The sequence below is a fragment of the Ruminococcus sp. FC2018 genome (genome assembly GCF_000621805.1).
Taxonomy (GTDB): Bacteria; Bacillota; Clostridia; order Oscillospirales; family Ruminococcaceae; genus Hominimerdicola.
Genome location: NZ_JHXH01000008.1, coordinates 1 through 24,110, shown reverse-complemented (window position 1 = coordinate 24,110; position 24,110 = coordinate 1). Strand labels below are relative to the sequence as shown.

17 protein-coding genes, 5 tRNA genes and 1 rRNA gene are annotated in these 24,110 nt (G+C 47.5%); 16 read left to right on the top strand and 7 right to left on the bottom strand.

Annotated elements, in window-relative coordinates; translation table 11 throughout:
* Positions 1–7: 7 nt before the first annotated feature.
* The gene (locus tag T494_RS0106775) at positions 8–994 is read right to left on the bottom strand and encodes a LacI family DNA-binding transcriptional regulator (RefSeq protein ID WP_037344193.1); all 987 of its coding nucleotides are present in this window, start codon (positions 992–994) and stop codon (positions 8–10) included.
* 252 nt (positions 995–1,246) lie between these two features.
* Between T494_RS0106775 and T494_RS0106770 the strand changes: the two genes are divergently transcribed.
* The 4 genes from T494_RS0106770 to T494_RS0106755 all read left to right on the top strand — a co-directional run bounded on the left by T494_RS0106770 (position 1,247) and on the right by T494_RS0106755 (position 4,700).
* Positions 1,247–1,783, top strand: coding sequence for a 3'-5' exonuclease (locus T494_RS0106770; RefSeq protein ID WP_028505650.1), 537 nt, complete (start codon positions 1,247–1,249; stop codon positions 1,781–1,783).
* Positions 1,784–1,872: 89 nt separating this feature from the next.
* The gene (gene dinB, locus T494_RS0106765) at positions 1,873–3,090 is read left to right on the top strand and encodes a DNA polymerase IV (protein WP_028505649.1); all 1,218 of its coding nucleotides are present in this window, start codon (positions 1,873–1,875) and stop codon (positions 3,088–3,090) included.
* A gap of 13 nt (positions 3,091–3,103) precedes the next feature.
* On the top strand, positions 3,104–4,000 hold the full coding sequence (locus T494_RS0106760) for a patatin family protein (protein WP_037344190.1): 897 nt from the start codon (positions 3,104–3,106) through the stop codon (positions 3,998–4,000).
* A gap of 136 nt (positions 4,001–4,136) precedes the next feature.
* Entirely contained in the window at positions 4,137–4,700 is a 564-nt protein-coding gene (locus T494_RS0106755; protein ID WP_028505647.1) for a flavin reductase family protein, read from the top strand.
* An 85-nt stretch (positions 4,701–4,785) separates the two neighbouring features.
* Here T494_RS0106755 and T494_RS0106750 read toward each other — a convergent pair whose 3' ends face one another.
* Positions 4,786–5,994, bottom strand: coding sequence for a hypothetical protein (locus tag T494_RS0106750; RefSeq protein ID WP_028505646.1), 1,209 nt, complete (start codon positions 5,992–5,994; stop codon positions 4,786–4,788).
* Positions 5,995–6,478: 484 nt separating this feature from the next.
* On the opposite strand from T494_RS0106750, the gene T494_RS0106745 reads away from it, so the two are divergent.
* The 8 genes from T494_RS0106745 (at position 6,479) to T494_RS0106710 (ending at position 14,969) form a co-directional block, all read left to right on the top strand.
* A tRNA-Pro gene (locus tag T494_RS0106745) sits at positions 6,479–6,552 on the top strand.
* A gap of 107 nt (positions 6,553–6,659) precedes the next feature.
* Positions 6,660–6,732, top strand: a tRNA-Thr gene (locus T494_RS0106740).
* A gap of 28 nt (positions 6,733–6,760) precedes the next feature.
* Positions 6,761–6,846: transfer RNA gene (locus tag T494_RS0106735), tRNA-Tyr, on the top strand.
* 197 nt (positions 6,847–7,043) lie between these two features.
* Positions 7,044–8,867, top strand: a complete 1,824-nt coding sequence (gene typA, locus T494_RS0106730) for a translational GTPase TypA (RefSeq protein ID WP_028505645.1) — start codon at positions 7,044–7,046, stop codon at positions 8,865–8,867.
* Positions 8,868–8,997: 130 nt separating this feature from the next.
* A complete protein-coding gene (locus tag T494_RS0106725) occupies positions 8,998–9,702 on the top strand; it encodes a JAB domain-containing protein (RefSeq protein WP_028505644.1) in 705 nt (234 codons plus the stop codon).
* 425 nt (positions 9,703–10,127) lie between these two features.
* On the top strand, positions 10,128–12,179 hold the full coding sequence (locus T494_RS12545; protein WP_037344220.1) for a dynamin family protein: 2,052 nt from the start codon (positions 10,128–10,130) through the stop codon (positions 12,177–12,179).
* Between the two features lie 46 nt (positions 12,180–12,225).
* Entirely contained in the window at positions 12,226–13,209 is a 984-nt protein-coding gene (locus T494_RS0106715; protein ID WP_242836405.1) for a hypothetical protein, read from the top strand.
* Entirely contained in the window at positions 13,206–14,969 is a 1,764-nt protein-coding gene (locus T494_RS0106710; RefSeq protein ID WP_028505642.1) for a dynamin family protein, read from the top strand. The genes T494_RS0106715 and T494_RS0106710 overlap by 4 nt, the downstream gene beginning before the upstream one ends.
* Before the next feature lie 41 nt (positions 14,970–15,010).
* Here the strand turns inward: T494_RS0106710 and T494_RS0106705 are convergent, their stop codons facing one another.
* From T494_RS0106705 to T494_RS0106690, 4 genes are all read right to left on the bottom strand, one after another.
* Positions 15,011–15,871 (bottom strand): glycosyltransferase, encoded by an 861-nt coding sequence (locus T494_RS0106705; protein WP_051540178.1) that lies wholly within the window; start codon positions 15,869–15,871, stop codon positions 15,011–15,013.
* Between the two features lie 115 nt (positions 15,872–15,986).
* Positions 15,987–16,604 (bottom strand): orotate phosphoribosyltransferase, encoded by a 618-nt coding sequence (locus tag T494_RS0106700; RefSeq protein ID WP_037344218.1) that lies wholly within the window; start codon positions 16,602–16,604, stop codon positions 15,987–15,989.
* 148 nt (positions 16,605–16,752) lie between these two features.
* Positions 16,753–17,277, bottom strand: coding sequence for a TIGR04002 family protein (locus T494_RS0106695; RefSeq protein WP_028505639.1), 525 nt, complete (start codon positions 17,275–17,277; stop codon positions 16,753–16,755).
* 93 nt (positions 17,278–17,370) lie between these two features.
* Positions 17,371–18,378, bottom strand: coding sequence for a CPBP family intramembrane glutamic endopeptidase (locus tag T494_RS0106690; RefSeq protein ID WP_028505638.1), 1,008 nt, complete (start codon positions 18,376–18,378; stop codon positions 17,371–17,373).
* A 262-nt stretch (positions 18,379–18,640) separates the two neighbouring features.
* On the opposite strand from T494_RS0106690, the gene htpG reads away from it, so the two are divergent.
* A complete protein-coding gene (gene htpG / locus T494_RS0106685; protein WP_028505637.1) occupies positions 18,641–20,527 on the top strand; it encodes a molecular chaperone HtpG in 1,887 nt (628 codons plus the stop codon).
* A gap of 153 nt (positions 20,528–20,680) precedes the next feature.
* Here the strand turns inward: htpG and sleB are convergent, their stop codons facing one another.
* On the bottom strand, positions 20,681–21,361 hold the full coding sequence (gene sleB, locus T494_RS0106680) for a spore cortex-lytic enzyme (protein ID WP_037344188.1): 681 nt from the start codon (positions 21,359–21,361) through the stop codon (positions 20,681–20,683).
* Positions 21,362–21,833: 472 nt separating this feature from the next.
* Between sleB and T494_RS12540 the strand changes: the two genes are divergently transcribed.
* From T494_RS12540 to T494_RS0106665, 3 genes are all read left to right on the top strand, one after another.
* Positions 21,834–23,350: ribosomal RNA gene (locus T494_RS12540) — 16S ribosomal RNA — on the top strand.
* A 161-nt stretch (positions 23,351–23,511) separates the two neighbouring features.
* A tRNA-Ala gene (locus T494_RS0106670) sits at positions 23,512–23,587 on the top strand.
* Between the two features lie 179 nt (positions 23,588–23,766).
* Positions 23,767–23,840 (top strand) — tRNA-Ile (locus T494_RS0106665).
* The last annotated feature ends 270 nt before the right edge of the window (positions 23,841–24,110 follow it).

Below are 24,110 nucleotides of genomic sequence, written 5' to 3'. Positions count from 1 at the left end.
GTTTCAGTTATCCGGCTGTGGATTCACGCTGAACTATCTCGTAACCCAGCTGAAGGATCCTGGGGGCAGACTTGCCGTGATCTATCTGTGAAAGCAGCATTTTTGCCGCCTCAATGCCTGCTGTCTTGTAGTGAAGATGGGCAGAGGTTATTGTGGTTGAGGAGATCCTTGAGAGCTTTGAATCGCCTATCCCGCAGACCATAACGTCCCGCGGTATACGTATACCGTTTTCCTTGCAGTACAGCACAACACCTGCGGCAATACTGTCGGTGGCGCAGAACACAGCGTCCGGTCGGCTTCTTCCCGAGAACAGATGCCTGGCGTGCTCGTATCCCGATTCAAAAGTGAAATCTGCGGTCTCACGGTTTTCACGGTGGAAGGACAGCCCCTTTTCGTTAAGGGCTTTCATAAACCCATCAAATCGCAGTTTTCCCGTGGCGAGATCGTCCATTCTCACTCCCACGCAGGCAGGGTCCGATGCGCCCTTGTCAAGCATAAGCCTGGTGAGGGCGTAGGCTGCCCCGAAATCGTCGTGACAAACGCAGTTGTACCCTTTGTAGTTCTGCCCAAGTATCACCACAGGCACACGTATCTTGTCCAGCACCGTCTTGTGCAGCTTGGTGAAAACGCTTGCCATAAGGATAATGCCGTACACCCAGTTGTTGCGGAAAAGCTCCAGTGAATCTATCTCCTTGTTGTAGTCGTTGGCTGTGTTTACAAGCAATAGCTCGTAACCCTGTTCGCTGAGCACTTCGCTGATACCTTCGGTGATACGGGCGATGCTCTCGCTGGAAAGCTTGGGTATAATTACCCCCACCAGCTTGGTTATCTTGTTTTTCACGCTCCTTGCGGAAAGGCTGGGGGCATAGCCGGTCTTTTCGATAGCAGCCTTTATCAGTGCAGTTTTCTCCCGGCTGAGATAGCCGTTGTTAAAATACCTGCTCACAGCGGATTTTGAAACCCCTGCGATTTTTGCAAACTCGGAAATGTTCATGCTTTTACCACTCCTTTGTGAAACCGATATCACATCTTTACTCCATTATAATACTATCGTGCGCCCATTTCAATAGCGCAGCATAGCACGCTTTAAATTTTCTCCGTTTTGCACATATATCAAAAGTCATTTTTCAGCAGTTTAACAAACCGCCTTTGTCACACTATTACTTGCCGCCACTTGACATTTCAAAGCTGTAAAACTATACTATATATATGAGTAAAACTCAGGCTTTACCGAAAGGAAAACGATATGTACAACTATGTAGTATTTGATGTGGAAACACCCAACCGTGCCAACAGCAGGATGAGTGCCATAGGTATAACCCTTATACAGGAGGGCAATATAGCAGACGAATATTATTCCCTTGTTGATCCACAAACCCATTTTGATTATTTCAATACACAGCTTACAGGCATAAGCAGCGAAACAGTAAAGGGCGCACCAAACTTCGGGGAGCTGTGGGAGAAGATCGAGCCGATGATGAACAGCGGGATACTTGTTGCCCATAACGCAGTTTTTGATCTCAGCGTGCTCAAACGCTGTCTGAACGGATACGGGATAACGTGGAAAAAGAATGCTAAATACATCTGTACCGTCCAGGCAGGCAGACGGCTTTTGCCGGGGGTGAGCCATAAGCTGAATGTGATGTGTGAGTATTACGGAATTGCCCTTGACCACCACCATGCCGCCAGCGACAGCCGTGCCTGCGCCGAGATACTTTTGCGCTATCGGGACAGCGGTGCAGATATCAATGGTTTTATCCGTACATATAAGCTCACCGAGTGACCTGATAAGCCCGGCAGCAGAGATATATACGCCTGATAAACGGATATTACACAGATCGATCATAACACAAGCAAGAAGGCACTACCACTATGGATCAGATAATAATACACGTTGATATGGACGCATTTTATGCATCCGTGGAAATGCGGGACGACCCGGGGCTGCGTGGAAAGCCTCTTATCATAGGCTCTCTGCCCCACGAAAGGGGAGTCGTTGCAACCTGCAGCTATGAGGCGAGAAAGTTTGGCGTGCGCTCCGGAATGAATATCAAAGAGGCGTACCGCCTTTGCCCGCAGGGGATATATATGCACCCCAATTTCAACAAATACAGAGCCGTGTCAGATCAGCTCCATGACATATGGAATACCTATGCCTCCGCCTCCCAGACAATAGCCCTTGACGAGGCGTACCTTGATGTGACCCAGCAGGCAAAGGACTGGGACGGCGCAAGGAAAATTGCCGGGCTGATAAAGCAGCGTACCCGTGACGAGCTGCATCTGACCTGTTCGGTGGGAGTGGCGTATTCAAAGACCGCCGCCAAGACTGCCAGCGAGGAGAAAAAGCCCGACGGATATTTTGAGATACTTACCCCGGCAGATTTTGTCCGGCTGATAATCCACAGAGATGTGCGTGTGCTTTATACCGTTGGGGAAAAGACAGCTGAAAAGCTCCACACAGTGGGAATAAATACCGTGGGGGATATCCGCAGGCGGCGCAAAGAGGTTGAGAGTATGCTGGGCAAGCACGGGCGCTGGATAACACGCATAGCCTTCGGCATAGACGATTCAAAGGTCACGCCCTACCGTCCCGAGGATGCAAAGTCCATCGGTCGTGAGGTGACTTTCCAGCAGGATGTCTCCGATTTTCGTGTACTTGGTGATGTGCTCTTGCTTCTGGCATTGTGCGTTGAAAACAGAGCGAAGCGAGTGGGCTTGCAGGGCAAGGGGATAAACCTGAAGCTGACCTACGGGGATATGAAAACCATTACCCGCTCCCGCACAACAGCGCAAACGGACAATGCTGTGGTAATATACAACGAGGCTTTGCAGATGCTTGAACAGGTGCAGCACAGACCTGTGCGGCTTATCGGAGTGGGACTGCATAATCTCTCCGGAGAGGACGAGCCTGTGCAGCTGAGCTTTGACGATCTTGGGAGCCGGATGGACAGTCTTCCCCATCAGCGTGCCATGCTCCTTGACCACCTGAAAGAGCGGTATAAGCTGGATTTTGCAGCAAATCTTGAAAAGATATACCATTGGGATACTCTGCATAAAACCATAGAGTATATGCGTAAATATAAAGAATGAAACGGTGATAAAAATGGATAGTAAAGTTTACAGACATCTGGATAAGCTCCCTTCAGGCAGAGCAAGCGAAAAGCTTACCCACGGCTGCATAGTGCTTGAGGGCGGCGGCTGGAAAGGGCTTTATACCCTTGGCGTGCTTGACTGCCTTATGAAGAACGATATAAACTTCACATCAACAGTTGGCTGCTCGGCAGGTGCCCTTTCTGCCATCGGATATGTATCAGGTCAGATAGGCTGGGGCGCAAGGATCGACCTGACCTACCGCCATGACAGCAACTACTGCGGCATTGGAGCAATAAAGCGGGACCACGGCGTTACAGGATTTACATACCTGTTCAAGAAGATATTAAGGGATATGCCCCTTGACAAAAAACGCCTCAATGATCCCTCACGCAGATTGGCAGTCTCCGCAACAAACCTGCTTACAGGGCAGGTGGAATACTTTGAGAAAGGCAAGTGCAATCTTTCAAAAGCAATACAGGCGTCGGCTACCGTGCCATATGTTTCAAAGCCTGTGATAATAAACGGTGTGCCCTACCTTGACGGCGGCTGCACAGAGAAAATACCCTACCCCTGGTGTGAACAGTCGGGGGAAGAAAAGGTCATAGTCGTGCGCACAAGAGAGCTTTCCTACCGCAGGAAGCCGGGTGTCTCAAAGGCGGCAAAACTTATCTACCGCAAATACCCCAAGCTGCTTGAAAGCATGGAGAAAACAAACCGGCGCTTCAACGAAATGGTGGATATGCTTGAGGAAAAGTCCGCAAGCGGCGGGATCTTTCTCATAGTCCCCTCAAAGCCCGTGACAGTCTCACGCTTTGACGGCGATATGGATAAGCTGGGAGCCCTTTACTGGCAGGGATACCGTGATATGAACAGCAGGCTTGACCTGCTGAGAGATTATCTGAAATAATGCAGCTGTCACGTTGGAAAGGGGAAATGCAGGTTGATTTGTTGCGCATATTGTGGTGTAATAATAAGCGTGAACTATCACTTGCCGGGCGTAAGCTGCCCGAAAAAACATATATCTGTATAGGAGGAATACTGCTGTGAAAAAACAAATCAAAACAACGGAAGCCATTTTCCCAATGCCTGTCCTGCTCATCTCCACATTCAACGATGACGGAACGGTAGATGTTATGAACGCTGCCTGGGGAACTATGCTGGAGCGTGATATGGTGGCTCTTAATCTTACCCGGACACATAAGACCGTGGAGAATATTATGGAGAGAAAAGGCTTTGTTATCCATATTGCCGATGCAAACCACGTTACCGAGGCTGACTGGTTCGGCGTTGTCAGCGGTAATAAAGAGCCTGATAAATTTGCCAAAAGCGGCATGACCTTTGAAAAGTCACAGCTGGTGGATGCCCCTATAATCAATGAGCTGCCCATCGCTATCGAGTGTGAGTTGGTTGAATACCAGAGCGACGAAACAGGTCTTGGAGTGATCGGCAAAGTTCTGAGGACCTCTGTTGAGGAATCGGTGCTCAAGGACGATAAGGTGGATATCGACGCCCTTGAAGCAATAGCTTTTGACCCCTATACCCACGGCTATTATAAAGTCGGCACAAGAGTGGGCGATGCCTTTAAGGACGGTATGAAGCTGAAATAAGGGCGAATTGCTTTCCTGACGTACAAAGATAATAAAAAGGCACATTACCCTTTTGGGTAGTGTGCCTTTGATATTTTCAGGTGTGTTACCATGCCTTGACGATCCTGCTGCGTCCCGACTCCTTGAAGTAAGCAACGCTGTATGCGTGATTGTCATTTGTGAAAACATAGAAGTAAACTGCGCCCTGATCCTCTGTTCTGTACTCGTATCTCTGAATACCGGAGGTGTCATATGCAGTAAGTGCCTGAGCTACGTTAGCCATGACCTGGACCTGGTCAACAGAGCTTGACTGCTGAGTCTGCTTTGTATCCTCAGTCTGCTTGGTGTCCTGAGTCTGCTTTGTATCCTCGGTCTGTTTTGTGTCCTGAGTCTGTTTTGTGTCCTCGGTCTGCTGAGTAAATGTCTGTTCAGTGGTCTGCTCGGTGGTAGCTTCTGTTTCCTTGGTGGTCTTCTTTGTGGTCTGCTCGGTAGCCTTTGTTGTGGTTGTTGTCTCCGAGGTAGCCTTTGTTGCAGTGGTTATTGAAGTTGTGGAGTTCTTTCCAATGGAGGAAGAGCTGCTGTCTTTCTTTGCAAAGCCTACAAGCTTGTATCCTACAAATACCGCCAGTGCAATAAGAGCCAGGATACCAAGTGTTATGCCGGCGGTGATAAGAAAGATCTTCTTTCTGCTGTTGTCGTCGTTTCCGCCTTTTCCGCCGTTGCCGCCGCCCTGGTCGTCATAGTAATCATCGTAGTAGTCGTCATCGTTGTAATAACCGTCGTCATCATAGTACTGACCGTTGTCGTCATAGTAACTGTCATCGTAGTACTGACCGTTATCATCATAGTAGCTGTCCTGAGGCGCAGGAGCCTGAGGGTGCCTTGTCTGAACGGGTGCGTCTGTAAACCTTGGCTGAGCAGCTTCCGGGTGTCTTGTCTGAACCGGTGCATCCGTAAACCTTGGCTGATGTGCCGGCTCGGTGTGCCTTGCAATTACAGGTTCCTGCTGAACGGGAGCCTGCTGAGGCTGCTTGGGCACGGAAAATGCCCTGGTCCTTTCCTGATAATCCGCCGCATCAACTGCGGAAAACTCTCTTGTGTATTCTTCCTCTTCGTTGTGGGATAATCCCAGAGCCTGATCTACCGCAATGCTTGCGTTAGCAGAGGACTGTCTTCTTCTTTTTTCCCTTCTTGCGTTGACTGCGCTCTCTATGTCTTGGTTGCCGCCGATAAGAAGGTTGTGACAGTACTTGCACAGTATCGCTTCATCAGCGATCTCGTTGTGGCAATAAGGACAAATCTTTGTTGCTGCCATGATCACCGTCTCCTTTTCCTTGATATGTGATATTTAGCCGGTCGTGCAGGGAATAGTCCCCACCCCGGTTATATTGTTATCGCAGATATATTTACACGCTATATATAGTAACACATTTTTCGACAAAAATCAAGTGCTTTTATAAAACAAGTACTATAAACTGTACAAATGCACAAAAAGCGGCGCAAAAGCCCCCATTTTTCGCCAATTTTGCAGAAGCAGGGATAAAACTGTGCAGCGTACGTGAAAGGTCTGCTTCCAAATGTGTCCCGCAGATGCTTTTTGAGCATCATATAACGACCGGCAAAGGTGGTAAAATATAGCTTAATAGGCATTTTTGCCTTAGGATTTTTTTGTGATTTGTTACAAATTGAGAAAAATGTGTTGACAAAACTGATAATGCGTTGTATAATATATAAGCTGTCTTATCGAATGACAGCGATAATGCGCAGAAAAAGAGCCGCCAAGGCTGTTTTCACGTGAACGAGGCGTAACTCAGTTTGGTAGAGTGCTTGGTTTGGGACCAAGATGCCGCAGGTTCAAGTCCTGTCGCCTCGATTGCTTTTTTGACATTTGTGTAAAAAAAGAAAAAAACCTGAAAAATCTTGTTGACAAGTCGGCGCTGATGTGTTAAAATATGATTTGTCACCGATTCGGGTGAATAAGCTGGTGTAGCTCAGTTGGTAGAGCAGCTGATTTGTAATCAGCAGGTCGGGGGTTCAAGTCCGTCCACCAGCTTTCGATTCCGCTTAGCGGCGGATAATATGGGAGAATTCCCGAGTGGCCAAAGGGGGCAGACTGTAAATCTGTTGCTTTTACGCTTCGGTGGTTCGAATCCACCTTCTCCCACCACACCAGATGCCCCATAGCTGATGCTGTGGGGCATAAATTCTGTAAGGAAATAATTTGAATATTGTGTTTGAAAAGAGTTAATGCAAAGTGAAGATGATGTGCCTTTATAAAATGTATGATACGCTGATAGGAAAATAACTGTGTAAAATGCAGACGGTTGTAAGTTTTGAGTGTATGTGTATCGGGAGGAGATCATAATGGTTAGAGAAGATCTGAGAAATATAGCTATAATTGCCCACGTAGACCACGGAAAAACAACTCTGGTTGACCAGATGCTCAGACAGAGCGGAACCTTCAGAGAGAACCAGGCTGTTGAAGAGAGGGTCATGGACTCCGGGGACATCGAGCGTGAAAGAGGAATAACTATCCTTGCAAAGAATACTTCTATCAAGTATAAGGACGTAAAGATAAATGTCATTGACACTCCGGGACACGCTGATTTCGGAGGCGAAGTAGAGCGTGTTCTGAAAATGGTGAACGGCGTTATCCTGCTGGTGGACGCCGCCGAGGGACCTATGCCCCAGACCAGATTCGTGCTTCAGAAATCCCTTGAGCTGGGACACAGAGTAATAGTTGTCATCAATAAGATAGATAAGCCCGATGCAAGGCTGGGCGAGGTGGAGGACGAGGTGCTTGAGCTTCTTATGGACCTTGATGCTACCGACGAACAGCTTGACAGTCCTATCCTTTATTGCTCCGGCAGAGACGGTACAGCAAAGAAGAACCCCGACGACGAGGGCGTGGATATGATACCTCTGTTTGAGGAGATACTCAGCTATATCCCTGCACCGGAGGCCGATCTTGAGGGCACAATGCAGTACCTTGTGTCTTCAATAGATTATAATGAATATGTGGGAAGAATAGCCATCGGACGCATCGAAAGAGGCTCCATGAAAGTCGGTCAGGAGGTCATCATCGGTGATTACCACCAGACCAAGAACCAGTATAAGGGCAAGATAGTCACCATGTACCAGATAGAGGGACTCAACAGAGTTCCCTGCGACAGCGCAAAAGCAGGAGATATCGTCTGCATAAGCGGTATCGAGAATATAACCATCGGTGATACCATCTGCGACAGCTCCAATTTTGAAGCAGTGCCGTTTGTTAAGATCTCAGAGCCAACCGTAGAAATGACTTTCTCGGTAAACAACTCGCCGTTTGCAGGCAGAGAAGGCAAGTACGTTACCACAAGACATATCCGTGACAGACTCTTCAAAGAGCTTCTGAAGGACGTTTCCCTCAGAGTCTCCGAGACCGATTCCGCCGACTCCTTTAAGGTCGCAGGCAGAGGTGAGATGCACCTTTCTATCCTTATCGAGAATATGCGCCGTGAGGGCTATGAGCTTGGCGTCTCCACACCGAGAGTGCTGTTCAAGGAGATAGACGGAAAGCTTAACGAGCCTATCGAAAGCCTTGTTATCGACGTACCCGAGAACTGCGTGGGACCGGTAATGGAAAAGATAGGCGCAAGAAAAGGCGAGCTTCAGGAAATGTCTCCTGTTGGAAGCCGTATGAAGCTCAGATTTCTTATTCCCGCAAGAGGACTGTTCGGCTATAAGAGTGAGTTTCTCACCGATACAAAAGGCGAGGGCATAATGAGCTCTGTGTTTGACAGCTACCAGCCGTATAAGGGTGATATCCCCAAGAGACCTACAGGCTCACTGGTGGCTTTTGAAACAGGCGAAGCTGTTACCTACGGACTTTATAACGCACAGGAAAGAGGAGAGCTTTTCATTACCCCCGGTACACAGGTGTATGAAGGCATGATAGTGGGTTCATCCCCAAAACAGGAAGACCTTATCGTAAATGTGTGCAAGAAAAAGCACCTGACCAATACAAGAGCCAGCGGTTCCGACGACGCACTGAGGCTTACTCCGCCAAGAGTGCTCAGCCTTGAGGATTCCCTTGAGTTCCTTGCCGAGGACGAGCTTCTTGAGGTAACACCTAAGAATATCCGTATAAGGAAAAAGACCCTGAGCAATACCCAGAGAGCAAAGGACAGAGCAAAGATAAATGCCTGACATAACAACGACCGGGAAAGTGTTACGCTTCCCGGTTTTTTTGTAATGTAACAGCCTATGCTGTTGACATATGGGATAGTGTGTACTATAATTGCTTTAAGCAGAGTTCAAAGCATGGGAGGCGGAAAAAATGGCTGAGGATAAAACTAAAAGCATCCACTCGGGACATAGGGAAAGAATGCGTGGCAGGTTCCTTAAAGACCCGGATCTTGAAGGCTTTGCCGAGCACGAGATATTGGAGCTTATGCTGTTTTTTATCTTCCCCCGTGGCGATACAAACGCTATGGCTCACCGCCTGCTTGATACCTTCGGCTCCGTGAGCGCAGTTGTAAACGCTCCCGTGGAAAAACTGGCAAAGGTAAGCGATATGGGACAAAACAGCGCCGTTATGCTGAAAATGCTCAGCTCCGTGGCAAAGTATCTCAATAAGCAGGAGTTTTTGCATATCGACGTGCGTGATACATCAAGACTAAGCGAATACCTTAAAGCCATGTTCGCAGGAGAAATGACAGAGCGATTTGTGGTGATGACCGTAAGCTCAAATATGCGTATAAGCACCGTTGAACAGGTCACCGTGGGAGGGGAGAGCGTTGTGTATCCCGACCTGCGTGAGCTGGCAAAAGCCGTGTTCAACAGTGCCGAGGAGAATATAATACTTGTGCATAATCACCCCGGCGGCAATTCAAAGCCCTCCCAGGACGATATTATTCTTACCAGGAAAATAATGCAGTATTTTTCACCATTCGGCATCAACGTGCTTGACCATTTTGTAGTGGGAAGAAACAGCGTTTCAAGTATGAGAGCCTGCGGATTTATTTACGATACCGAGTGCTGAGTGTGGCATTTGCCATGTGAGCGCAGCAGAATTTTATGCCTCTTGTTTCCCCGCAGAAATCCGGGCGGACAGGAGGCTGCTTTTTTCAACAAAAACACAATATCTTGTGTGAGGTGCATAGCGTTATGTACCTCTTTTTGTTAAATTGAAGAAAAAATGTGTGCAAAATGTATAATTATTGGTCCGGGATTTGTACAAAAGGGTAATTTTAAATTCACAGATTTATTATTGCTTGACGATGGGTAAAAAGGTGTGCTATAATTTACTATGTGGTAATATAATTACCTGTTTGTGACTATTTTGTTTAGTTTTTTGCAACCGGGTGAGAACATTGCTGCTTTTGAAACAATTTCAGTGTTACGTAAAATTGCCGCATGACGGCTGTAGATCATAATGATCCGATCGATCGGAACAGGAGGTTTGTGATGGAAAAACAGATTGATTATGGAAGCTATTCGGCGTATAAAAGCACTATGGAGGGTCTTACCGCCGATCTGGAGGAGCTTCTGAAACTCAGTGACGAGATCAATCTTGTCAACACGGCGAAATCTTTGGAGGAAACTATCGCCAAGACCAAGGACGAGCACTTTGAGGTCGCTATCGTGGGCGAGTTCAAACGAGGCAAATCCACACTTATCAACGCCATGCTGGGACAGGAAGTGCTCCCTGCGGACGTGCTGCCTGCAACGGCAACTCTTAACAGAGTGACCTATTCCACCGAGCCTTATGTACAGGTGGAATATAAAAACGGCAGCAGCGAAAGGGTGGATATCGGCAGACTGGAGGACTATGTCACAAAGCTGACTATCGAATCCGAGGAAAGAGCCGAAACTGTCAAGGAAGCCACTGTGTATTACGATACCGAGTTCTGTAAGAAGAATGTGGATATCATAGATACTCCGGGTCTTAACGACGACGAACAGATGACCAGCGTTACCCTGTCCATATTGCCAAAGATAGACGCTGCGGTATTTGTGATAAGCGCAAACTCTCCTTTCTCACAGTTTGAAAAGGAGTTTCTTGAAAAGAAAATGATGACCTCCGACGTGGGAAGGATCATCTTTGTTGTCAACTGCTTCGGAACATTCTCCCAGGAGGATGAGAACAAGATAGTTGAGACCGTCCGCTCCAGGATCGGAAAGTACGTAATGGAAAAGGCGAAAAAGGTCATGGGTGAGGATTCCCGTGAGTTCGCCGTGTATAAGAGAAAGATCGGCACACCGAGAGTTATCGGCGTGTACGCAAAGAAAGCCCTTGTGGCAAAGACCACCGGGGATCAGCAGCTGCTTGACGAGAGTAATTTCCCCGAGTTTGAAAATGCCCTTGAAAGTATGCTGACAAAGGAACGTGGTGTTATATCCCTCCAGATAATCACCAACAAGATCACAAATTCCGGTACCGAGATACTCCGTAACGTGGTAATGCAGGAAAATGCTTTGATGATGGCAAACGACGAGTTCATGGAAAAGTATGACGCTGCGATAAAGGAGATCGAGGAGATCAGAAATAAAAAGAGAGCAGAGTTTGTAAAGATAAATGACTCCGCAAACCAGGTGTTTGCAAGCCTGCAGCCCATACTTGACAGCTATTGGGATAAGATAGAGGAAGCAGCCATGGAGGTTATCGACAACTTCCAGATGTCCTCTGACGACTTCAAGAAGGACCAGCTGAAGATAGTATCCGCAAAGCTTACCGAAAAGATAAGAGAAAGCATCGAAGTGAGAGCGCAGATAATCTGTGAGCAGATCCAGAACCAGATCAATGTAGCTGTCAGCGGTGAGGCAGAGAGACTCCAGGAATTTGAAGACGCATTCTTTGAGAGCGTTGCCAAGATCCAGTCCATGTTCACTATCTCCAACCGTGTCAGCCAGAACGGCGGCATAATGGATAAGATAATCGGCGTTGCCATCGGCTCCTACGGCGTGGGCGGTATGTTCCTGGGCTTCAGGGAGTCCGGCATGAAGGGTGCGCTGCTGGGCGGAGCAACAGGACTTACAGGCTTCTATGCTACATATTACGCAACAATGGTATTTGCCGGCTTCTTCGGGATCGCCGCTACATTGCCTGTAACACTGTTCCTTATGGCAGTTGCAGGTATAGCAGGTACCTTTACCTCCAACTTTGCAGTGGATAAGATACTTGTAAAGGAAAGAATTGATAAGTATAAATCCAACTTCAAGACCCAGGTCAAAAAGCAGTTCCATGAGATGAAGCTGAACAACGACTTTACCGAGACCGTTCGTCGTCAGGTATTCTCGTCCTTTGAAGGACTGAAAAAGAAGATCGAGGAGGAGACCGAGATAATCCTCAGCGACACACAGGAAACACTTGATAACCTCAATGACCTTAAAATGCAAAAGAGCAGCGTTTCCCAGAAGGAAATGGAAAGACTGCATAACGTTGCCGAGAACGCCAGCAGGATCGTTCAGGACGCATACGCAGTCAGAAAGGTTCTTTCCGAGCAGATGGACGCCTAAAGCAGCCGTCTGAGCAGTCGGATAAATTCAGGATCATGGAGGACAGATGATGAACGAAGTTTCCACAGCAGTAAATCCGCTGTTGGCGATCAATACGGATTTCGGCGATTATCTGACAGCCTATACCCGCTCATACCAGGGCCATACCATTGACGGAAACCTTGACTATGCCTATGAGTCGGATCATGCGGTCAGACAAAAATTACTGGGGCTCGGCGGTGCTTCAAAGCTGTTCAAAGCCGTAAATACACAGGATATATCCGCAGAGGCAAAACACCTTTTCATGAAATGCGACCAGGTGGGACCGCTGAAATATCCTGATATTTACGATGTAGTCAGAAAGTGCAGCGAAAGGCTGGAGCTTGTTGTGCCCATAGCACTTATCCGTGAGGATATCGATAAGGAGCTTATCTATTCCATATCCAGCGACCTTATCGACCCATGTATAGTAATGACCAAAAAGCTTACCCAGATGTGTACCTATGATGAGCTGATGCTCCTTGTGGGCTGCGAATGCGGAAGGCTCCAGAACGGTCATTGCCAGTTCAATATGGCTTATACCTATCTTAATGTGAATAAGGATTGTTATAAGCCCGTTTCAAGGAATTATCCCTCTCCCGTCAGCAGTCAGCTCTACTCGGCACTGTCCGGCTGGATAAAATTCGGCGAGCAGACTGCCCTGAGAGCAGGAATGATATGCCTTGATAAGCCGGGAAGATTTCTTGAGATAATAACCGGGCTTTATGAAAGAGGATTTATGGATTTTTACGGCAGAAAGCAGGAGAGCTTCAATAAGGGACTTGCTGAAATGACCGAGAAGCTCCATGTTACCGATTCCAGGAACCTTGCCGTTGATTCATCTCTTACAGAGCTTGAAAAGGCGTTTCTTGCCGCAAATGAGTTTCTTTATTGTGCCACACTTTATGACTGGCGCAAGGATATAGACGGCAAGGAGCAGAAAATACAGCCTGTCCAGATGTGCGATGTGCGCACATCAATAATAGTCGGAAACGGAGGGCATGGATTATGATAGATGAAAACAATGCTTCCGTTGAAATAGCCCAGGTCAGAAAAAGCCTTAATGCAGTGCTTGACGACCCGCAGATATCCGGCGTTCTGGGCGGTGAGTTTGTCAGCGAGCTAAAGGAGTGGGATACACTTATCGGCAAGAAAATGGACGAGCCGTTTACCCTTGTTATCCTGGGCGAGTTCAAAAGGGGAAAAAGTACAATCATCAATGCCATCCTTGGCAAGGATCTTACCCCTACCAATGCCACCCCGGAAACTTATACCATAAATGAGATAACCTTCGGTAACTTCCGTACCGTGCAGGCTTTTCTTGAAAACGGAAGGAGGGTGCCGCTGACCATTGATGATATCAAGCGTGAAAAGCTTGAGCAGCGTATGAAGATGTTTCCCTCAAAGATCTCCTATATCCAGATAAAGGACAATTCCCCCATACTCAGCGAGATAAAGATCGTTGATACCCCGGGACTGTCCGACCTTGAAAGCCTGGATAAGGAGGTAAGGGACTATATCGTCAACGCAGACGCTATTATGTACGCCACCTCATGCCTGCTCCCGTTTTCCGAGACCGAGCAGACCTTCCTGGCATCCCATGTCCAGCCCCAGAGGTTCAGCGTGCTGTATATACTTGTGAATATGCTTGATGCCCTGGAAACAAGGTCCGATGCACAAAGAATATTGCGAAGATTCAAGAACATCGCCGGTCGTATCGTCCCCAATGCCGTAGTGTACGGAATAAGCGGTGCGGACGAGTACGCAAGGAGAATGGGACATGAAAGACCTGAAAACAAGGGCTTCCGTGACTTGTACGAGACCCAGTTCCTGCAGTTTGAGCTTTCCTTGAAGCGTGATATACTTATGCAAAAGGACGTTATCCGCTCCCAGAGAGTGCTCACCATGCTCTCCCAGATGTGGGAGGAAACAAAGACCAAGCTGGACCTTATAAGCGAAATGGCAGAGCTTGACCAGCAGAAGCTTGCCGAAAAGGTAAGCGATATCGAGTCCAAAGGACAGCAGCTTGAAGCAGCCCTTGAAGCTAAAAAGCCCCAGCTGCATCTGTCCATAATCGAAATGCAGCAGCAGGCTGAAAAGTGGATGTATGAGTTTTTTGCAAAGCTGCGTACCAATATCCTTGCCTGCCGCAGCAAGGATGCAAACGGAGTGGAAAAGTACAGTGCCGAGGACATTGAAAAGTTCTTCTATCCATATCTTATGGAAAAAGTGGGCGAAGCGTACAGGACCTGTATCGAGCACCACCGTGATATGATAACCGAGCTGGTTGAAAAAATAAGCCATGACCTTTCAAAATCCCTGGGTATAGAGGAGTATAACGATACCTCCAAAGCACCCTCCGTGGAAAGATTGATGATGTCTGTTAATAAGAATGTGACAAGGCGTGTCATGGGCGTTAAGCTCTTTGGTACCAGCGAAACATTCCCGCCGGCAGCCATGAGCTCCTTCAGCCTTATCCTTAAAAAGAAAAAGCAGACCGATATCATTGATATCGCCCTTGAAAACTACGACGATATAAGAAACAATATCGTCAAGGACATCAAGGACGTGTATCAGGACCTTGAAACAAAGGCACTTTCAAGACTGGAGGGCATCTACAAGTACCAGATAGGCATGAATAAAGAAGCCCTTACCCAGACAAAGGAAATGATAGGTCAGCTTGATGATGCGCAAATAAGAAACGCTATCGCCAAAGCAAGAGAAATGCTCAAAGAACCCGAGAGGATACTCCAGAGCTGCGGTGAGCTGTAAAAAAATAAAATGCTCTTTTCACTACCGAAAGGAGCATTTTTTTATTTGCTGCTGCGAAGAAATTTTTTGTAGAACCACTTTGTAAATCCTGTGGGCATTATAAATAACAGACATTGTGCAATGCACGGCGGGAGCGTGTCCCTGAGGGTGCAGAATCCGTATTTGCGAAACCGCTTGCGTGCCTTTATGAACGCCTTGGTCCGCCTTAAACTGCCCCGTTCCCTGATAGTCTGTCTGTCGATCCTGTATCTTACAAGCGCCTCGGGTACGTTCTGCCCCTTCGAGCCGTTCATAAGCATCTTTACCACCAGGTCATAGTCCTCAAACATCTGTGCATCGCTGTATCCGCCAACTGATTGAGCAGCGTTCTTTTTGAAAGCCACAGTCTGCCTGTTGAAAGGATTGCGCCGCTTTGCATACTTTACGATCTCCTTGTCAAGCACCGGTACTCTTTTTACGGAAACAGTGCGGTTTTCGTCTGTGTCGTATTCCTCAACAAAAGTTCCCGTAATGTCCAGCTCCGGCTTTATGGCAAACAGCGTCATCTGCTTTAAGCACCTGTTTTCCTTTGATATATCGTCGCTGTCCATTCTGACAATGTATTCGCATTTGCACCTGTCCATACCTATGTTGAGCGCCTCGCCCACGGATACGTCTTTTCCTGCGGTGACAATATGTATCATGTCCTTAAACTCGTTCTGAAAGGACTTTACTATTATTTTCAAAGCGCAGCTCAGCCCTTCACGGCATACCAGCACCAGATCCGTGGGGGGATAGCTCTGCATAAGCATGGATTCAAGGCAAAAATTCAGATTCTCCGGCAGCTCGCTTTTGCAAAGCTCCATAAGAACGCTGTAAGGGGACAGGGTGTAGCTGCCAACCTTGTATTCGCTTTTACCCATATATCCGTCACCCCTTTACCGCCGCATACAACATATAGTGTAAGTATACCACTTTTGCCGTCAAAAGTCAATAAAAAAAGGCTGTACAAAAGCGTACAGCCGTAATTATTCAATATCAGAGCTTGGAGTAGCCGAAGCTGTTGATAAGTGCGTCAACCTTTTGACCTGCCTTACACATAGGGCACTCACTTGCCGGGTAGGTGTTGTAATCCGGCAGATCCTTTTCGCTGAACAGAGAGTGTACCTCAACTCCGCTTGACTCATTGATAGCCGAGAAGATGGCAGCCACACCGGTAAGGTGACCGTTGTAGTACTGCAAACAGTCCACAGCTCTTGCAATGCTCTTGCCTGTTGAAGCAGAGGAGATGAACAAAAGAACCTGCTTGCCCCAGATCTTCTTTTGTGTGTTGTCACGGAAGATCATCTGGTTGACTGCGTTAAGCTCGGGAGTAACAACGTTGATATCCGCACCGCTGTTTACGCCTGCCTCCGAAAGGCTCTGTGCCAGAAAAGCACCAAGTATCTCCGTTCCCTCAAGGCATATGATAGTGTCAACGTGGGTGGAAGCAAAGGTAGCCGCAAGCTCCTTTGCAGCCTCGTTAGCCATTTTCATACTGGTCTTGATAGAGGTCATTGCAACATAGTAATTAACGTGAGAGTGGTTTGTAGCGTAGTGTCCGGGGATAACGCCGATAGCCACCTTGCTGTTATTGCGACATTCGATTGTCTGCATACGATCTTCCAATTTGAAAGCCTCCTTTTGATCTTTTTGGTTTGTCTGTGCAATAAAGTATATCATATTTCCCGCTTTATTTCAAGTCCCTGCAAAAAATTTCTGTATACATATCCCGGCATTTTGTCCCAACCTTGCCGGATATTCATTATATTTTATGCTTGATACCCGATCTGTCCATGGCAGCGCCCAAGGAAATATAGACCAGTGCGCTTGCGCCGGTCTGAAGAATATTACCGGGGGCGTCGATGAATCCTGCCTTCAGCGAACCGTAGATCACAGCTCCGCCGTAAAGCCCGTATCCCACAACGCATAGCAGCAAAGCCGCCAAAAGCGCCAGGATATTTCGCCTGCAAATGATCTTTTGCTTTTTTGAAGTGAACGCTGCCGCTGTAAGAGCCTTTATGACCAGCGTGGCAGGCACCCATATCCAGTAGCCTGAAAGTGCGTCGGAAAGTGCCGCCCCCACAGCTGCCGATGCCATAGCGTAAGGCTTGGGAAGCAGGCTTGCCGCCATAAAGACCACAGCATCTCCAATGTGAATGTACCCCTTTGCCGTGGGTATGTGAATAAATGCGGTCATCGCATATGTCAAAGCTGCAAACACCGCAGACAGAGTGATAAGCTGTGTGTTTGCGCCGAATTTTGCTTTGTGTTTTTTTGCAATAGTCATTTTTAATGCCTCGCTTGATAAATAATTACCTACCGCTTAGGTATGGTTATTATATTCCCAAGTATATCAAATGTCAAGCGTTTTCACAATAAGTTAAGAATTAGCCGAGATCATGCCCCAGATGATGTAGAATACCTGTAAAAGCAGGTAGATAAGCAGCACAGGGCTGGTGAGCACCTTCTGTACCGAAGCCTTGCGCACGGCAGGGTCCCGCTCGGTCTCGAATTTCATGTACTTGTAGCCGGTGAACCAGATAAGGAATCCTGCGAGCCCAATACATATCTCAATAAGGCTGATGACCCCGTTCATATTCTTTATACCCAGTCCCGCAAGCAGATCCGTGGAGTTGACAATAAGATTGTTCAGCCCGTGAATTATCACCGTAGGAACGATAGAACCGCACTTCACAGCGATGATCGCATAAACAAGACCTGTGGCAAATGCGGAAGCCGCCTGAGGGATATTTCCGTGCATAAGTCCGAAGGCAAGGGCGGAGACCAGCACCGCAGCAGTCTTGCTGTGGGGTGAGAGCATCTTTATAATAAGCCCCCTGTAAATGATCTCTTCAAAGATCGGCGCAAGGATCACCACGTACAGTATCTGTATCAGTACAGCCGCCACCGAGGGTTTGTGAATGGAAAAATCCGAGGTGGGAACACTGACCCCCACACGGTTGAGTACGCTGGTGATATAAGCGATTATTGTGGAGGACACCATGTTGAACACAAAGCAGGGGGGCAGCCATTTGACGCCTGTCTTTGCGTTTTCGCTGCTTGGCTTCACAAGACTCAGAACATTGACTCTGAACGCTAACCTTGCCGTGAGCAGCGTAACAAGTATCGTGGCAAGAGTAACGGAAATGTTTGCCGTCATCTGGAACGATGTGGAACTGTAAGTTTCATAGTTGTCTGTGAAATACTGCCTTATGGTCTCCCAGCTCAGGGTGAATTTTTTTGACATAACCGCATAGCTTGCGTAGTAAAAAGCGTAGCCCATAAGCTTTGCCGTAAAATGGTATAACAGCAGCAGAAAGCCCAGCACCGTGCAGTCCCTGCCCATGCGCCTGTTAACCCCGTTTCCCGTAGTCTGGATAATCTCCACAGTCTTCACCTGCCATAAAGAAATTAAACTATCTATGATTATAACACAACTTATGTGTAAAATGCAAGTGGATTATGAGGGGGGCTGTGTGTTTTGGAGGAATGTTAAACTGATGTAAACAAAATATTAAGATTTTCATTTATGCCTTGATTTTCACAGCGCAGGTATTATAATAGTCTTAGCACTCAAAGAGCGAGAGTGCTAATCTTCTGTAAAATATCCGCCAACGGGATAAATATAAAAAAGAAAGGTATGATCCGTAATGGAAACCAAACAGTTCAAAGCTGAGTCAAAACGACTTCTGGATATGATGATAAACTCCATCTATACCCATAAGGAGATATTTCTCCGTGAGCTTATCTCAAATGCCAGCGACGCCATAGACAAGCTTTATTTCAAATCTCTCACAGACACCTCTGTGGGAATGAACAAATCTGATTTTGCCATTGACCTTGCTGTGGATAAGGACAAGCGTACACTTACCGTGTCCGATAACGGTATCGGAATGACCGAGGACGAGCTGGAGAATAACCTGGGAACTATTGCAAATTCAGGTTCCTTTGCCTTCAAGAAGGAAAACGACCTTGGTGACGATGTTGATATAATCGGACAGTTCGGCGTGGGCTTTTATTCTACTTTTATGGTGGCAAAGGAAGTTACCGTGGAAACAAAGGCTTACGGTAGTGACAAAGCGTTTATGTGGAAGTCCAACGGCGTTGACGGCTATACCGTAGAGCCTTGCGAAAAGCAGACCGTGGGCACAACCATCACACTCTATCTTAAAGAGGATACTGACGACGAAAAGTATTCACGGTTTATCGACCCCATGCAGATACAGTCGCTGGTAAAGAAGTATTCCGACTATATCAGATTTCCCATAAGAATGGAAATGGAGCATACCCACTATCATGACGATAACGAGGAGCCTGAGGTGCATAAGGCAGTGGAGATACTCAACTCCATGACTCCTATCTGGAAAAAGAACAAAAACGAGCTGAAGGAAGAGGACTATAATAATTTCTATGTTGAAAAGTTCTATGACTATGAGCCGCCTATAACCCATATCCACTCCAAGGCAGAGGGACTGGCAACCTACGATGCCCTGCTGTATATCCCTGCAAGAGCACCGTTTGACTACTATTCAAAGGACTACGAAAAGGGATTGCAGCTTTACTCCAGTGGAGTAATGATAATGGATAAGTGTGCCGACCTGCTTCCTGATTATTTCAGCTTTGTAAAGGGCGTTGTAGACAGCGAGGACCTTTCGCTGAATATCTCCCGTGAGCTTCTTCAGCACGACAGACAGCTTAAAATAATCGAAAAGAACCTAGAAAAAGCAATAAAGAACGAGCTTAAAAAGCTGATGAAGAGCGACCGTGAGAAATACGAAAAGTTCTATAAGGTGTTCGGTCTGCAATTTAAATTCGGAATTTACCAGTCCTACGGCGCAGCCAATGAGATGCTCCAGGATCTGCTCATGTTCCCATCCTCCTTTGAGGGCAAGAACGTGACACTGGATGAGTATGTAGAGAGAATGAAGGAGGACCAGAAGGACATCTATTATGCCTGCGGCGAGAGCAAGGAGCGCATCGAGATGCTGCCCCAGCTTGAAAAGGTAAAGGAAAAGGGATACGAGGTGCTTTACTGTACCCAGGATATCGACGAGTTTGCCCTTAAAGTCCTTTTGAGATATAAGGACAAGCAGTTCAAGTCTATATCCGATGCCGACCTTGACCTTGATACCGAGGAGGAGAAGGAGCAGGCTAAAAAGCTGGACGAGGAAAATAAGGATATGTTCACCTTTATGCAGCAGGCTATCTCCGATAAGGTAAAGACAGTAAGGCTGTCCAAGAAGCTGAAAAGCCATCCTGTCTGCCTGTCCTCCGACGGCGGACCTATCTCTATCGAAATGGAGAAGGTGCTCAACGCCATGCCTCAGAACAACGGTGAAAAGGTAAAGGCGGAAAAGGCGCTGGAGATAAATCCCGAGCACCCCATCTTCGCCAAGCTCAAGGAGCTTTTTGAAAGCGATAAGGACAAGCTTACCCAGTACACAAAGCTGCTGTATGACCAGGCTCTGCTTATCGAGGGAATGAGCATAGACGACCCTGTGGAGTTTGCAAACCTTGTCTGCGGCTTGATGTGTTGATGTTTCACTAACAAGCACGACCCATGCCCTCCGCCCTTCGGGCGGAGGGCATTTCAGTCTTTCGGCGCAGGGAACATATCCCCCGCCGAAAGACTGAGGCTTGCGCCGGGTCGTGCTTGACAGCGGTGTGCTGCCTGTTGCGGAAAAATTGTATCACGTGCAGAAGCGGTGACTGCCGATGACCGTCACTATGGGCCGTGAGTAAATAAACTTGTTGGAAGTTTTCGCCGGATTATAATAGTATATGCATCCGCCTGTCGGATCCCAGCCGTTGAGAGCATCCTTTGCCGCACGGTATGCAGACTCCGCCACCGGCTGGTCAAATTGCCCGTCGGTCACTGCCGTGAATGCACCCTTCTGGTATATTACCCCCGAAAGCGTATCGGGGAAGGAGGGGTGCTCGATGCGGTTGAGAACCACCGCTCCCACAGCGACCTGCCCTACATATGGCTCGCCCCTTGCCTCGGCAGAGATTATCCTGGCAAGAAGTGCTACGTTGGACGACGTCGCAGCAGGTACACTGCCCACGCTTATACCCAAAGCTTTAAGCGTCAAAGGTCCCGCAACACCTGTCTGTTTTATGCCCTGCTGCTTCTGAAACGCCAGCACAGCCTTTCTGGTGACTTCGCCGTAGTAGCCCGTTACACCCACGTTGAACAGTCCACGCTCCTTCAGTCTTTCCTGAATGGCTCTTACTTCGTTGCCCCTGGACCCAACCTGGGATATGGCTGCAACGCTTTTGTTTTCCGTAAAATATACGCATAGGCATATAATTATGGTAAGTATTGCCGTGGCAATGGCACATATCAGGTACTTTCCATTGTGAATCTTCATCTTCGTTCCTCCCTTGTTCAATGCTCAGACCCTGTATCAGGGGAGCTTTAAAACTGCCTGTGACAATAACTTTTGCATTTTCCGCCGGATTATTCTTTTTTATGCATTTTTTAATGCAAAATAAAAGGTTTTGGCTCTGAACTGTCGATAATAGTCAAAGCAAAGGATGGCAGAGTCTGGAATTTGTGCATTATGACGAAAATTGAAAAACCGCAAAAAAGTTGTTGACAAACGAAAGATGGCGTGATATAATATACAAGCACTCTCACGAAGGGGGCAAGAAAAAAGCCCTGTGAAGAGAGCAAACAGTATCTTGAAAATTGAACAATAAACGAAACGAAACCCTTGGAAATACTTTGAGTAATTAAAGTAAGAGAGTCAAGCAGAAGACTGAAAAAGGTCTGCACGCACAGCGAGAAAAAGTTGAGCAAACAGGATAGCAAGGGTACTGAGGTACCTTTGATATACAATTTTAATTAAGAGTTTGATCCTGGCTCAGGACGAACGCTGGCGGCACGCTTAACACATGCAAGTCGAACGGGGTTACAAGATAAGCTTGCTTAATTTGTAACCTAGTGGCGGACGGGTGAGTAACACGTGAGCAATCTGCCCTTAAGAGGGGGATACCAGTTAGAAATGACTGTTAATACCGCATAAGATAGTAGTACCGCATGGTACAGCTATAAAAGATTTATCGCTTAAGGATGAGCTCGCGTCTGATTAGCTAGTTGGTGAGGTAACGGCCCACCAAGGCAACGATCAGTAGCCGGACTGAGAGGTTGGACGGCCACATTGGGACTGAGACACGGCCCAGACTCCTACGGGAGGCAGCAGTGGGGAATATTGCACAATGGAGGAAACTCTGATGCAGCGATGCCGCGTGAGGGAAGAAGGTTTTAGGATTGTAAACCTCTGTTGACAGGGACGATAATGACGGTACCTGTTGAGGAAGCTCCGGCTAACTACGTGCCAGCAGCCGCGGTAATACGTAGGGAGCGAGCGTTGTCCGGAATTACTGGGTGTAAAGGGAGCGTAGGCGGGATCGCAAGTCAGGTGTGAAATGCGGGGGCTCAACCCCCGAACTGCACTTGAAACTGTGGTTCTTGAGTGAAGTAGAGGTAAGCGGAATTCCTAGTGTAGCGGTGAAATGCGTAGATATTAGGAGGAACATCAGTGGCGAAGGCGGCTTACTGGGCTTTAACTGACGCTGAGGCTCGAAAGCGTGGGGAGCAAACAGGATTAGATACCCTGGTAGTCCACGCCGTAAACGATGATTACTAGGTGTGGGGGGACTGACCCCTTCCGTGCCGCAGCTAACGCAATAAGTAATCCACCTGGGGAGTACGACCGCAAGGTTGAAACTCAAAGGAATTGACGGGGGCCCGCACAAGCAGTGGAGTATGTGGATTAATTCGAAGCAACGCGAAGAACCTTACCAGGTCTTGACATCGTACGCATAGCATAGAGATATGTGAAATCCCTTCGGGGACGTATAGACAGGTGGTGCATGGTTGTCGTCAGCTCGTGTCGTGAGATGTTGGGTTAAGTCCCGCAACGAGCGCAACCCTTACTGTTAGTTGCTACGCAAGAGCACTCTAGCAGGACTGCCGTTGACAAAACGGAGGAAGGTGGGGATGACGTCAAATCATCATGCCCCTTATGACCTGGGCCTCACACGTACTACAATGGCTGCCAACAGAGGGAAGCAAAGCAGTGATGCAGAGCAAAGCCCCAAAAGCAGTCTTAGTTCGGATTGCAGGCTGAAACCCGCCTGCATGAAGTCGGAATTGCTAGTAATCGCAGATCAGCATGCTGCGGTGAATACGTTCCCGGGCCTTGTACACACCGCCCGTCACGCCATGGGAGTCGGTAACACCCGAAGCCTGTAGCCCAACCGCAAGGAGGACGCAGTCGAAGGTGGGATTGATGACTGGGGTGAAGTCGTAACAAGGTAGCCGTATCGGAAGGTGCGGCTGGATCACCTCCTTTCTATGGAGAAATGTTTTCTGAAGAAGGAAACGTTACTTCGGTCAGACAAGTGTTAAGTGGAAGTTATTGTTCAATTTTGAAGGTACTGTTTACCGATCTTGGTCGGTATTTTTAGTATCTTGAAAAAAGGCATATGGAAAACCTGAGTCCCTGAGAAGTATGGGGGTGTAGCTCAGCTGGGAGAGCACCTGCTTTGCAAGCAGGGGGTCAGGAGTTCGATCCTCCTCATCTCCACCAAAGGGATAAGGTTAAGGAACGAACTGTTACACCAAAAGAAGTTGCATAAAAGGCAAAGACCTATTGAAGAATAGATCGGCAAAGCCTGTGACGTTTGACGGTTTGCGAAGCAAATCAAGGTCGTTGACCTTGAAGTCAAACTCACCCGTTTTGAATTTGCCTAAAGGCAAATTCAAAATGGGCGCATAGCTCAGGTGGTTAGAGCGCACGCCTGATAAGCGTGAGGTCGGTGGTTCGAGTCCACTTGTGCCCATCACAGTGAGGTAAAACTTGCTGATGAAAAAGTGACAGAATGTAGGAAAAGGAAGCTTGTGAAAAACAAGTGGACTCATCCACATTGTGCTCATTGTGATCCGAAAGGGTTACAAGACTGGATCTTGAAAATTGAATAACAAAGAAAGTAAAGTATGCAAATGAGGAAAACGACTAAGAAAAAGAATTAGTCGGGAAACCTACAATTTAGCAAAACTTCAAACGAGGAAACATAATTCTGTAGAAGTGGTCAAGCTAAAAAGAGCGTAGG

Coding starts and splice junctions, on each gene's coding strand:
- T494_RS0106775 (WP_037344193.1), bottom strand. CDS start 994: ATGAACATTTCCGAGTTTGCAAAAATCGCAGGGGTTTCAAAATCCGCT.
- T494_RS0106770 (WP_028505650.1), top strand. CDS start 1,247: ATGTACAACTATGTAGTATTTGATGTGGAAACACCCAACCGTGCCAAC.
- dinB (WP_028505649.1), top strand. CDS start 1,873: ATGGATCAGATAATAATACACGTTGATATGGACGCATTTTATGCATCC.
- T494_RS0106760 (WP_037344190.1), top strand. CDS start 3,104: ATGGATAGTAAAGTTTACAGACATCTGGATAAGCTCCCTTCAGGCAGA.
- T494_RS0106750 (WP_028505646.1), bottom strand. CDS start 5,994: ATGGCAGCAACAAAGATTTGTCCTTATTGCCACAACGAGATCGCTGAT.
- typA (WP_028505645.1), top strand. CDS start 7,044: ATGGTTAGAGAAGATCTGAGAAATATAGCTATAATTGCCCACGTAGAC.
- T494_RS0106725 (WP_028505644.1), top strand. CDS start 8,998: ATGGCTGAGGATAAAACTAAAAGCATCCACTCGGGACATAGGGAAAGA.
- T494_RS12545 (WP_037344220.1), top strand. CDS start 10,128: ATGGAAAAACAGATTGATTATGGAAGCTATTCGGCGTATAAAAGCACT.
- T494_RS0106715 (WP_242836405.1), top strand. CDS start 12,226: ATGATGAACGAAGTTTCCACAGCAGTAAATCCGCTGTTGGCGATCAAT.
- T494_RS0106710 (WP_028505642.1), top strand. CDS start 13,206: ATGATAGATGAAAACAATGCTTCCGTTGAAATAGCCCAGGTCAGAAAA.
- T494_RS0106705 (WP_051540178.1), bottom strand. CDS start 15,871: ATGGGTAAAAGCGAATACAAGGTTGGCAGCTACACCCTGTCCCCTTAC.
- T494_RS0106700 (WP_037344218.1), bottom strand. CDS start 16,604: ATGCAGACAATCGAATGTCGCAATAACAGCAAGGTGGCTATCGGCGTT.
- T494_RS0106695 (WP_028505639.1), bottom strand. CDS start 17,277: ATGACTATTGCAAAAAAACACAAAGCAAAATTCGGCGCAAACACACAG.
- htpG (WP_028505637.1), top strand. CDS start 18,641: ATGGAAACCAAACAGTTCAAAGCTGAGTCAAAACGACTTCTGGATATG.
- sleB (WP_037344188.1), bottom strand. CDS start 21,361: ATGAAGATTCACAATGGAAAGTACCTGATATGTGCCATTGCCACGGCA.